Source organism: Kribbella sp. NPDC055071 (assembly GCF_053608045.1).
The window spans coordinates 1-12,353 of the sequence record NZ_JBSGUS010000052.1 but is presented as its reverse complement, the minus strand read 5'-3'; the positions used below and the strand labels follow the sequence as shown (position 1 = coordinate 12,353).

Sequence of the window (12,353 nt, the reverse complement as noted above, 5' to 3'; positions counted from 1 at the left end):
TCACGAAGCACCAGCGCAACAGCAGGACGGTTCGGCATACCTCATTCTCACCCAACACCAACCGTCACCTAATTAATGACACGCGCCACTAGGGCGCGGCGTCAAATTCACGGGTCTGAAGGTGACGTCAACGAGGGTGCTGGCGGCCTCGCGGGCCACGAAGAACACTCGTTGCTCACAGCCGCCGGTGTCGATTGATCCGTCGGTGGCGGTGCTCGCTTAGTCGCGTCTGGCGACCGTCTGTCTCGTCGTCGCCCTCAACGCTGTGAAGGTGGGTCTAACCAGTGCGGTCCGTTGCAATTCCGGCTGAGCGTCACCGCGAACCAAACGCAGCTGGTTGGTGACCGACTCGGCGGCCACCGGCTCGGCAGAGGTAGGCGAACGCGCTGGTCAGTAGGCGAGGCATTCTTGTGCAAGTCCAGGATCCTGGCGTGTCAGCTGGTCGCTTCGAGGCGGAAGAACTGCTCGGGGGTGTTGGCGAGCCTCTGGGAGGTGAGGGTCGCGCCAGGCGTGGTGCGCGCGTACTGGATGCCCATCACGAGGCCATCGACGACATTTGTGAAGCGGTGGACGATGGTGCCGTTGTAGATGCGTTGGTTGTCGTACCAGAACTGGCGCTGTTGCTCGGGTGTCGGGTTGGCGGCGGTCGGCGAGATGCATGGGGCCTGCTTGACATGGAAGCCGCGGTACTTGCTGCCTTGCATGCACAGCCTGGTCTTGACGTTGACGATCTGAACCTGGCCGTAGAACGGCACGAACTGCAGGACCCACTTCTGAGAATTCAGGCTGAAGTCGACCGTCTGCCTGACGTAGTCGGCATCCTCCCCATCCTGCCGCTGCGCTTCGAGGGCCATCTTGAAGCCCGGTGCTTGGGAGACGTGCTGGGGGAGAAGCTTGACTCTGAACTCAGTTGGCGTGGATGCCGCGGGAGCCGCGGTTGCCAGAACAGGTGCTCCGGACGCCAAGGCTGCGACCGCCAGACCGGCTGCCGCACCACGGCGAAGGAAACGGGCGCGAGACATGAGAACTCCTTGTTGGGTTGACGGAACTGATGGTTGCCAATAGCAAGATGCTGTCGGTACATCAACCTTTACGGGGGTGTTCAGCCAACTGGTTCAGCCGAGTGGCCGGGTACGCCATCGTCTGGTCGAAGCCCTGAGGGTGAGGGATGCAGCATCGAACCGATTTGGGTGTGGATCGCGTAGTACAGGTAAGGCCACGGCCGTCCCTGGGCTGATCGGAGTGTCATCTTGCCTGTTGTTCGAGCGTTGAAGCTGTGCGTTGCCGCCGTGTGTGTCTCTGCTTGTCTATTCGCGGGGGCGGTCGCGCCTGCCACGGCTGTGGTGCCGGGAGCGCCAGGCCTCATTGCCTATACAGACTCGACCGGTTCGGATTCAAAGATTGCGACAATCTATCCGAACGGAGCCCTTCCGACGACTTTAGGTATATCTGGATCCGATCCGGCTTGGTCACCGGATGGCAAACGGATCGCGTACGTTGGAACCGTCGGTGGTGATCCAGAGATATTTGTAGCGCTCAAGGATGGACAACTGCCTGAACGCCTGACCGTGAATCCTGGTCTCGACACCGCGCCGGCATGGGCGCCGTCGGCCACCAAGAGGTGGGCGTTCGGTAGTCGGCGTAACAACCAGCTCGGTGTCTATACGATGGTTGCCGGTGGCACACCGGTAAAGATCGCCGCTTTGCCGACCGGTTTCACTGGCCCAGGCGGCCCCTTCGCGGGCATCTCCTGGTCGCCCGATGGATCCCGCATTGCGTTCGCAAGCCCAGCGGGAATTTTCGTCGTCAATGTTGATGGGACGTTCCTCACTCAATTGACCCGACCCAAGGACGAAGGCCCGACATTCGAGGACAAGTGGCCCGCCTGGTCGCCTGACAGCACCAAACTGGTGTTCTCCCGATGCTGCGGCTCGGATTTCGGAGTTGGGCTGATGACCATCCAGGCCAACGGCACGGGCCTCAGGTGGTTGACCTTCGACCACCACACGCAGCCTGCATGGTCGCCCGACGGAAGCCGCATTGTGTACACCTATAACGACGGCGACCAGCTTGAGACGGTCAATGTGGCCGGCGGTGATCGGCAGGTCATAGCCGTTGCGCCGCCCGGACACGACTTCCTGTATCCCGACTGGCAAACCGACTATCCAGACTGAAGCGCACACCAACCTGGCCAGTCACGATCTCGACCGAGCTGGGATCCGGCCGCCTGCCGTCAGTACAGACTTTCGGGCTCGAACCCATTGGCCCTTGAGCTGGAACTCGCTATACCCACGCTGGCGGTGCGTCGCCTGCACCCGGCATCGGTTGGGAAATGGCCATCTCGCTAACTGCCCTCGAGGTGAACGGAGCAACGATGAGGCATCGATCTGTAGCACCCTGGCTATCTCGAGCGTCGCGAAGCATGCGGTTGGTTGTCGTGTTGGCGTTGGTGGTGCAGAGCAACGCCTGGGCGGACTTGGTGCCGGTCGCATATGACCCGGCGTTGGTGGCTAGTCCATCCGAGACGGTGGCTGCGGATCTCTCGGCGCCGACCGGGACGCGGGGGACTGCGTCGGTAGGTAACGATGGCGCGTCTCAATACGATGTTCCGCTGCGGCTGGTCCAAGGTCGAGGCGGCTTCGGCCCTCGGTTGGCGCTGAACTATTCGAGTTCGCGTGGGCGTGGCCAGTTGGGAGTGGGGTTCGCGCTGTCAGGCCTGTCTGAGATTGGTCGTTGTCGTCAGTCGATCGCGGTCGAGCAGAAGGCGTTGGGTGTGCGGTTGAATGCCGCGGATCCCTTTTGCCTGGATGGGCAGAAGTTGCGCCCAGTAGGTGGTGTCAACGGTGCTGATGGGACGGTCTACCGAACCGTCCCAGACACCTTTGTGAAGGTTATGTCGTCACGTGCGGCAGACACGTCGGACCTGGTGAGGGGGCCGACGAGTTTCACTGTCTGGTCGCCGGACGGGGTGATCCGCGAGTATGGCCAGAACACTGGTACGACGCGGGTGTCCCTCGGTAATGGCCAGTCGGCGAATGTTGCTTGGTCGCTGGTGAGGGAGTCGGATCGCTCGGGCAACGTGATTTCGTACGAGTACGGTTCGTCGCACGGCTTGGATGGATACGAGACGGAGCGTTGGATCGACAACATCTTCTACGGGTCGGCGGACAAGCTGGATCGGCGGGTGCGCTTCGGATATCTGGATCGTGTGGACAAACGGTCCGGGTTCCAGGTCGGTGGTGGCCGTGTCAGTGCGAAGTTGCTGGAGACGGTGACGACGGGCCTGCAGGTTGGTGGTGCTTGGAAGGACGCGCGGGTCTACAAACTGGGTTATGAGAAGAGCGGCTCTGGGCAGAGCCGGCTGACAACATTGACCGAGTGTGGTCTTGTCGCGAACACGCGGTGCATGAGATCGACGAAGTTCGCGTGGTCCAACAGCGTGGAGGGCTTCGCGCCTGGCACGGTGCAGGTTGCTCAGTCTGGTGCCTGGATGGCGCCGGCGTCGCGGGCGAGCCAGCTGATTGCCGCCGATCTCAACGGCGATGGCCGAAGTGATCTAGCGTGGGCTGATCCGCAGCAGTGGAAGTATGCGTTTGCCGGCCCGGGCACGTCGAGCGGGTCCAACACCTACACGTCGATCGCGGCCGGTGACGCGACCGATCCAGTGTTGCAGGTGAAGACGCCTGGTTGGGCGACCGATTTCGATGGCGACGGGCTGACCGATCTCATTCCAGCGACTTCGGCATGGGCGAACTGGAGCCCTCGGCTGACGACGTCGGGTGGTTCGTTTCGCCGGGTGTTGACCAACTATCCGTGGAGTCCGTTCGTTCAGGCTCCGAGCGCAAGCAGCGGAGCATTGACGGGTGACTTCGACGGCGACGGCAACCTGGATGTCCTGGAGGCCGAGAAGAATGGGCCGTGGTCCTGGACCTGGAGGCGGCGTACGGGGAGGGTCGACGCATCGGTCGCCAGCCACGGCCCCAACCCGTACGACCACGACGTCGCATTCGAAGCGCCGAAGCTCGCGTCGACGATGGGAGAGTCTCCCGCACACACCATCGTCACCGATCTTGACGGGGACGGCCGCGACGAGGCGGTCCAGTTTTACGAGAGCGGGGCGCTCATCCACGATCCGACTGGGAAGGAACCTTGGGGCAATCCCGGCCTGGACGTGCCCCGAGATGCGGACAAGAAGTTTGTCGACCTTAATGGTGATGGTCTGGTCGATCTGGTCGCGAACAGCTCTGGCGGGGATAACGGGAAATCTTTGTACTATTGGGTGAATACCGGCCGTAAGTTCCTTGGACCGTTCTATACCGGGGTCGAGCTCAGCACGGTCGAAGGACTCCGTGCGGCGGAGGTCACCGATTATGACAACGATGGCCGGCGGGATCTGTTGGTCCCACGCTCGGGAGTCGGCGCTACGACGTACACGGGCCTGGATGTGGTCCGCAGCGTCGATCCGGTTGGTACGGAGTTCGTGCATCTCACGAAGTCGGCGACCTCGGTCAGTTTTGCCGCAACGTCCATCGAGGACTTCGCGCAGCAGGGAGTGCGGGTCGTCGACGCGAACGCCGACGGCCTGGACGATCTGTTGGTGGTTGCACGGCCTCCGCTCGGTAGTCCGGACGCCACTCCGAGTCTGCAGCTTTATCTGCATCAGAGATCTGGCGCGCCGACTGTCCATGGCGATCTGTTGACCGAGATCAGAGAGGGCAACCAGGCACCCGGGAACGGCGGAGCCTTCCCGGCGACGGTGTCGTTCAAGTACGCGCAGGCTGTGCCGGGTGCGACCTACAACCTTGGTGACTGCGGCTATCTTGAGCAGAAGTCGTGCCTGCTGAATCCTGCGATGTCGTTGGTCCAAGAGATGACGCGCGACGCGGGGCGGTCCGACAACTCGGTGATGACTTCGACCTACAAGTACGCCGAAGGGGTGGTGGACCGAGCCGCGCGGAGCTTTCTCGGCTTCGGCAACATCCGGGTGGTCAACGACAATCCTGCGGACGGACACGGCCCGACGTACGCCAAGAACTTCTTCGCCACCTCCGTGGCCGGCAAAGACCCGACGATGTACGCCCACTGGGAGATCCGGTCGTTGCCGAATGGCGATGTGTCGATGGACACGACCAGCTTTTCGTCCGCGGATCAGCCGACCGTGCCGGCGGGGAACTCCCACCGGTACTTGACGGCCAAGACCACCAGGAGCTACGAATTCGACTTCCCCCAGCCGGGCTCAATCGCGCCGCTCGAGGTGGGGGAGTTCGGCGAGTTCGGAAAATTCCCGTTCCGGACTGTGACGGTCACCGATACTCAACCCGATGCCTATGGCAACCTTCGTAATCACGCGGTGACGTCGTCAGCCGGGGGCAGATCCGCTGAGACAGAGACGAACACGACCTACGACAATGACTCGGGCCAGTGGCTGCTGCGGCGACCGCAGAAGGTGATCACGACCGACGCTGTGAACAACGGGCCGGGTGCACCGGCCGTTCCCTCCCAGACCCGGACGACAATCACGACTTACGAGGGTGCGACACCACGGCCCGACACCGTCGAGGTGTACGGATCTGATGCGCAACGCGGACGTGAGACCAAGACGTTCTTCGACTACGCGTCCGACGGGCAGCTGATGCGGCGGAAGTCGGTCGACCGGACTGGCCAGGTCGATGGCCAGGCCCGGGAAGCGGTGCTGACGTACGACGATTTCGGCTACCTGCACGCGTCCAAGAATGCGCTGGAGCAGATCAGCTACACGAACTACGATCCGTTGCTAGGTGTTTTGAAGGTCGCCGTGGACGCGAACGGTCTTCGAACCGACTTCACCTATGACAATCTCAGCCGGTTGCTCAAGACGAAGGTACCGGGCGGCGCGCTGACGACCGTTGGGTACGTACCCGAGCAAGTCTCGAATGAGAATCTCTTGCGTGTCGACACCCGCGATGACTCTGGTGCGGTGCGCCAGGTCGTTTACGACCGGCTCGGGCGTGTGAAGCTGGACCGGTTCGCCGGGATGGACAAGGCGATGCGAGAAAGTGTCCGCACCTATGAGCCGGGAGGTTTGCTCGCATCGGTGTCGACCTACCACCGCGCAGGGACACAGGGGCCGATAGACAAGATCACCTACGTCTACGACGACCTCGGCCGGATGATCCGCAAGACCGAACCGAAGTCTGAACCCAGCTCGGCGGTGCCAGTCTCGACCTGGACCTACGACGCTCTCGTCACGACCGCCACCGACAGCCGCGGCAAGGTGAAGAAGACCTCCGTGGACCACCGCGGCCAGGCCATTCAGCAAATCGACGGGACCGGCGGCGCCGATGAGGCGACCCGCATCTACGAGTACGGAACGTTCGGCACACTTTCTCGGACCTGGGTGTCCGGAGTTCCGAACAGCACATCGACCTACCTGTACGACGCTCTTGGTGCACAGACCTCCAGCACCGATCCGGAGCGTGGCACGACGTCAGCGGTGTTGAACGGATTCGGAGAACCGATCCGGAGCACTGACGCCGCAGGCCGGGTCACGACCGCCATGTACGACGTACTCGGCCGGCTGACGCGCCGATCGACAGTCTCCAAGGACGGAACCGAGCTGGGGATCGCCGCCAATACCTACGATTCCGTCCAGACCGGCGAACCGCGGACACGCAAGGGCATGCTGCTGCAGACAACCTGGGCCGACCAGACCGCGGATGGGGCCACAACAAGCATCGATTACTTCTACGACAACCTCAGCCAGTTGCAGCGCTCGAGCTACACAGTGCCCCGGACGCCAGGCTGGGATCAACCTGGCCCGCTGTCGGTCAGCTACGACCACGACACACTCGGCCGGACGACCGCTATTCACTACCCCGAGCTGACCGGCCAGGGCGCCGGGACCAAGGTGAACTACATCTACGGCTCACCGATCACCTCCAACGGCCGTCTGATGGCAGTCACCTCCGGCGAAGGTACCGGGCAACCGCTGTGGAAGGCGAACAACACCGACGATGCAGATCGCCTGACCTCCGAGAGCGCAGGGAACTCCACGATCGACACCAAGCGGATCTACGACTGGCGGGGATCGGTTCTCGACCTGGAGACCACGACTCTGGCCACTGACCAGCTGGTACTCCCGTCACCGATCTTCAGCGAGCGGTACGGATACGACACCGAAGGAAATCTCGAGACCCGGGTCTCTCGGACCCAGACCGGAATGAAGGAGCAGTTCGCCTACGACGACCTCAACCGGCTGAAGTCGTCGAAGATCGTGGAGAACACGTCAACGCTCCAAACGGACACGCTCGGCTACGACGACCTCGGAAACCTGACCTCGAGCACCCTCCGCGGCGCCTATGGCTACGACAGCACCAAGCCGACCCAGGCGACCTCGGTGACAGGCGGCGTCTTCGGTAACTGGGTCTACGGCTACGACCAACTCGGCCGCCAGACCACCCGTGACGGGGCCACGGTCACCTACAACCCGTTCGATCTGCCGGCGACGATCACCAGCAGCAGCGGCACCAAGCAGGCTGAGTTCCTCTACTACGGAACCGGACAGCAGGCACGCAAAACCACCCCCGACCAGATCATCACCACCATCCCCCAACTGTATGAACGCCGCGCCGAACGCGACGGCACCATCCAGCACCACCTGACCGTGAGCGCTGAGGGCCGGCAGATCGCCACCATGGCCTTCATCGAAGCGCCCATGCGGCCGGCCGTCACCCCACAACCAACCCTCTACAACCACACAGACCGCATGGGCTCAACAGTTGCCGTGAGCAAAGAAACCGGCCAGCAGAGCGGCCCACTGGCAGTCGAGGTTGAGTCACGCAGCTACGACGCACTCGGCAAACAGCGCAACCCCGACTGGCGCATCACCGGCGCTGCCGCCTACACCACAGGCATCACCGACCGGACCATCGACAACGGATTCACCGGTCACCAAGACCACCCTGAGCTCGACCTGACTGCAATGGGCGCACGCTTCTACGACCCACAACTAGGCCGCTTCACCACCCCCGACACTGTCGTCGACGGAGCCAATGCAACCCAAGCCTTCAACCGTTACTCCTACGTGTCGAACAACCCATTGAAATACACCGACCCAACCGGGCACGTCCGCAACGCAGCCGGCGAAGAAATCTGCATAGCCTGCACCAGCTTCGCCAAGATGGGTGAATACTATGACTCCGGCGGCGCCCCCGGCACCTACGACACCACCCAGACCGACATCATCGACGAATACCAGGAATACAACGAAGCACAGGACGCCCGAGAACAACGGGACCGTCGAGAACGCCAAGAACAAGCCGCCCGCGATAAACTCGCCAAAGCTCTCAAAGAAGCCATCGACACCTTCAACAACTTGGACTGGTCCGACCCAGCTACCGAAGACACTGGAACCGACCCTGGAACTGGCGACCAAACTCCAACCCAAACGGGCAGCGGTATCACCTGCGGCGCCGGAGACAATGGTGGCGGACCGGACGAACCAGGCGAACCAGAGGGCGGAACCGGCGAGGATGCGAGCCCCGATGAACTGTACTGGGATATGCGGCAACCCATGGAATCTGGCGAATTCGAAAGCCCCGACAAGGTGACCGAAGACAACGTCAGCAAGGTCGACGAGATTGCAAAGGCCAACGGCTGGTCTGTGGATCCGTCGTACTCAGGCGAATGGGAGGTGGGCGAAAATCCACTGGCGGAAGAGGAGAAGGAGGCGGCTGCGAAGGAAGAGGGCGATGGAAAGCCGGGCCTTCTTGAGAGAGCCATTGATGCGATTCTCAACTGGGCGCCTATAACCCCGAACCCGCTCCCGCCCGACAGTGATCCAATGTGGGATCGACCATGGTCGCACAAGTTTCTCCCAGCCCCTCCTACCGGGCTGGGCTTGCCCGCAGGGAGTCCGGCGGCTGTCCCGGTGCGGCCCACGACTGCTCCTGCTCCAGTGGAGATTCCCCTATTCCGGAGCTTCGGGTTCCCGTAGAGCTCAATGGGCCTCGCCTGCGGCGAGGTTGCTGAGGCCCGGTTGGTCAGGAGGCGCGAGGACGTCGGAGTGCCGGTCCCTGCGGTGTTTCGAAGGCAGCGGCCTCTCTCGGCGTGCGACGCTGCGCCGCCGGCAGTCGGGATCCAGTCGGTGAGATGCGTGCGTATCTGGAGCTGTGCTCAATGTATTGATCGCCTCTTATCCATCGCCTGGTCATGTGGGTCCGGTCCGGCCGATCGCTGCTGAGTTGACGGCACGAGGGCATCGTGTCCGGTGGTACACAGGCCATCGTTTCCGCGATGTCGTAGAGGGGATCTTTGCGGACTTCGTAGCGATGAGTCCGGCGCTCGACCACGAGGACCAGCCGCTTGACGAGCTATATCCGGAGCGTGCCGGACTGCGGGGGCTCGCCAAGACCAAATGGGACCTGACGAACATCTTCGTCGGTGCAGCAATGCGCCAGGCCGAGGAGTTGGTCGCTCTGCTGCAATTGGAAGCCGCGGACGTCATCGTCAGTGATCCTGGTCTGACCGGAGCGCCCGTTGCGAGCGAGACAATGGACGTCCCGCACGTGACGGTCGGTATCTCGCCACTGCCCCTCAGGGACCCGACGCTTGCGCCGTTCGGTCCTGGACTCCAACCAGCCCGGTCGATTCTCGGGCGCGCCCGCAACGCGGTTATGTACCGGGTCTTCGATCAACTCATGTTTCGCGACGCTGAGCGCCACATCAACGGAGTCCGCGGATCGTTCGGCTTGCCCCCGCTGAAAGCTGATCTCCTGTCGGCGACCGTCTCGGCGGATCTGCATCTGCAGGTCGGAGTGGCGGGCCTGGAGCATCCGCGTCAGCATCTGCCGGAGCAGGTCAAGTTCGTCGGATCTCCTGTCGGCAAGGCATCGAACATCACCCGGCCGAGTTGGTGGCCAGAGATCGTCGAGTCTTCACGGCCGATCGTTCACGTGACGCAGGGAACGGTGGCCAACAACGACTTGGAGGAGCTCGTGCTGCCGACGATCAGGGCACTGGCCGGTGAGGACGTCTGGGTTGTCGCTGTCACAGGACGTTCAGGCGGCAACTTCGATCCGGCCGCGTTGCCTGCGAACGCGCGCATTGCCTCGCTTCTGCCGTACGACGAGCTCCTACCGCGCACGTCGGTCCTGGTCACCAACGGCGGATACGGCACAGTCAATCAGGCCTTGAGCCATGGTGCCCCGGTCGTTACCGCCGGCACGACCGAGGACAAGGCAGAAGTCGGTGCACGGATCGCTCGTGCGGGCGTCGGCATTGACCTCCGTACGTCGCGCCCCTCGGAAGAACGACTTCGTACGGCGGTACTGAGCGCGGTCGGTGAGTCGGATGTACGGGTCAGTGCCCGGCGCCTGTCGCAGGACTACGAGGCGATCGACACCGCGGCAATGTCCGCAGACCTGATCGAGAACCTCGCCAAGCAACGCTGACATCCGCAGAGCCTCGGTCCGAAAGCGCCTAGAACCGATGCGAAACGCCTCGCCGTAGTGAATGTGAGCGATCAAAGCGAAACGAAGAGGTGCGAGCATGTCAGTGATCGACCGTCGGACGTTACTACAGGCAGCGAGCGCCGTCGCGGCATCTGCCGCCCTGCCCCTGTCGGCTTCGGCGACCACCGGTGGTGCCACCCACAGGCGGCGGATCGTGGTCCTAGGCGCCGGACTCGCCGGGCTCAGTTCGGCCTACAACCTCATGAAGGCCGGGTACGAGGTCACTGTGCTCGAGGCCCAGAACCGCCCAGGTGGGCGGGTGCTGACGGTACGAGAAGGGTTCCACCGTGGAGGTCACGCCGAGATGGGCGCGACCCGGATCTTCGAGACCCACGAATACACCAATCGCTACGTCAAGCACTTCGGACTCGACTTGATGCCGTACGACACGGGGCAGCGGGCGTTCTTCATCGAAGGCAAGCGATTCCTGGCACCGTCCGGCGGGAACCAGTGGCCGATCGCCGGGATGACAGCCGCCGAGCGGAGCAACCCGTTCGCGTTCTTCCCGCAGTACGTGGATTCGGGGTTCGCCAAGCTAGGGGATGTGCATGCGGCGAGCTGGCCAGGTGGGTTTCCGTCGACGACCGAGCTCGATCGCCAGACCTTCGCACAGTACATGCGCAGCCAGGGCGCTTCGCGTGCGTGGGTGGAATGGCTCTTTGCTCAGGAAGGTCACTTGGGCCGGTTGAACGCGCTGGAGGCGTTCGCCGAGGAACTCGTTGCCTCGGGCACCACGGTGACGAGCATCAAGGGCGGTAATGACAAGCTGCCGAAGGCATTCGCGAAGGCGCTTGGCGCGCGGATCAAGTACAGCAGCCCGGTGGTGAGGATCGCCAGCTCGTACGGCCGGGTCCGGGTGACCTACCTCGACCGGACCGGGCAGCATGAGATCGACGCGGACCGGGTGGTGTGCGCGATACCGTTCCCACCGCTCCGTCGGGTGCACCTGGCGGCCGGCTTCTCCCAAAAGAAGCTGGACGCGATCCATCAGCTTCAATATGTGCCTGCGGCGCGATGCTTCTTCCAGACCAAGTCGCGATTCTGGACGGCGGATCCACTCGGCCGCCTGGGTGGGCTCAACCTCGTCGGCACTGACCAACCGGTCGGCCGGATCTGGAACACGAGTTCACAGCAGCAGGACCCGAACCTCGGCATGATCCAGAGCTACATGATCGATACGGACGCCATCGACTTCGCATCCCGGATTCCGCGTCACCGCATCGATCACATGCGCAAGCAGTTCGAGCAGCTGTTGCCGGGGTTCAGGGGTCAGGAAGTCGCAGTTCAGAGCAAGATCTGGCAGGACGACCCATGGGTCGGCGGCGTCACTGGCTTTGTTCAGCCAGGAGACATGCACTGGATGTTCCCGGCGATCCGACGGGCCGAGTCGCGTGTCCACTTCGCCGGTGAACACACCTCGCTGTGGATCGCCTGGATGAATGGGGCACTCGAGTCCGCCGACCGTGTTGTCGCCGAGATCCTCACCGCCGATCGGCAAAGTCAGCCGGGGAATTAGGAGAGTTCACATGTCGATACATACTGGGCTGCGACTTCGAGGCGTGAGTGTCTTGATTGCCAGCCTGATCGCCGGCGCCAGCATTAGTGTCGGATCTACCGGTGCAGCGGAAGCCCAAGATACTACGAGTAGTGCCATCCCCGGCGAGACGACTGTCGTCCAGATCATTCCGGCCGGGGATTCATCCAAGTCCATCCAGGCGCGGCAAGGCACGGTGAACGGGTACGACGTCAGGACCGGAAATACGAATGGCGCTAGTGGACCGTTTCTGAAGTTTGGTGACGGTTGGCTTTCTTGAGGATCTGGTCGGGTGTTTGGGTCCAGACGAAGGGATGGCAGCGGTCGTT

Annotated in this window: 5 protein-coding genes; 4 read left to right on the top strand and 1 reads right to left on the bottom strand. The window is 62.7% G+C overall.

Annotated elements, in window-relative coordinates; genetic code table 11:
* Positions 1-434 precede the first annotated feature (434 nt).
* Complete coding sequence (locus ACWF4Z_RS37925; RefSeq protein WP_452248078.1) at positions 435-1,022, bottom strand: RICIN domain-containing protein; 588 nt, start codon at positions 1,020-1,022, stop codon at positions 435-437.
* A gap of 228 nt (positions 1,023-1,250) precedes the next feature.
* Between ACWF4Z_RS37925 and ACWF4Z_RS37920 the strand changes: the two genes are divergently transcribed.
* The 4 genes from ACWF4Z_RS37920 (at position 1,251) to ACWF4Z_RS37905 (ending at position 12,006) form a co-directional block, all read left to right on the top strand.
* Complete coding sequence (locus ACWF4Z_RS37920; RefSeq protein ID WP_452248077.1) at positions 1,251-2,174, top strand: hypothetical protein; 924 nt, start codon at positions 1,251-1,253, stop codon at positions 2,172-2,174.
* Positions 2,175-2,422: 248 nt separating this feature from the next.
* Complete coding sequence (locus ACWF4Z_RS37915) at positions 2,423-8,974, top strand: FG-GAP-like repeat-containing protein (protein ID WP_452248076.1); 6,552 nt, start codon at positions 2,423-2,425, stop codon at positions 8,972-8,974.
* Positions 8,975-9,308: 334 nt separating this feature from the next.
* A complete protein-coding gene (locus tag ACWF4Z_RS37910) occupies positions 9,309-10,430 on the top strand; it encodes a glycosyltransferase (protein ID WP_452248075.1) in 1,122 nt (373 codons plus the stop codon).
* Between the two features lie 97 nt (positions 10,431-10,527).
* A complete protein-coding gene (locus ACWF4Z_RS37905; protein WP_452248074.1) occupies positions 10,528-12,006 on the top strand; it encodes a flavin monoamine oxidase family protein in 1,479 nt (492 codons plus the stop codon).
* Positions 12,007-12,353: the final 347 nt, after the last annotated feature.

Coding starts and splice junctions, on each gene's coding strand:
- ACWF4Z_RS37910 (WP_452248075.1), top strand. CDS start 9,309: ATGAGTCCGGCGCTCGACCACGAGGACCAGCCGCTTGACGAGCTATAT.
- ACWF4Z_RS37905 (WP_452248074.1), top strand. CDS start 10,528: ATGTCAGTGATCGACCGTCGGACGTTACTACAGGCAGCGAGCGCCGTC.
- ACWF4Z_RS37915 (WP_452248076.1), top strand. CDS start 2,423: ATGCGGTTGGTTGTCGTGTTGGCGTTGGTGGTGCAGAGCAACGCCTGG.
- ACWF4Z_RS37925 (WP_452248078.1), bottom strand. CDS start 1,022: ATGTCTCGCGCCCGTTTCCTTCGCCGTGGTGCGGCAGCCGGTCTGGCG.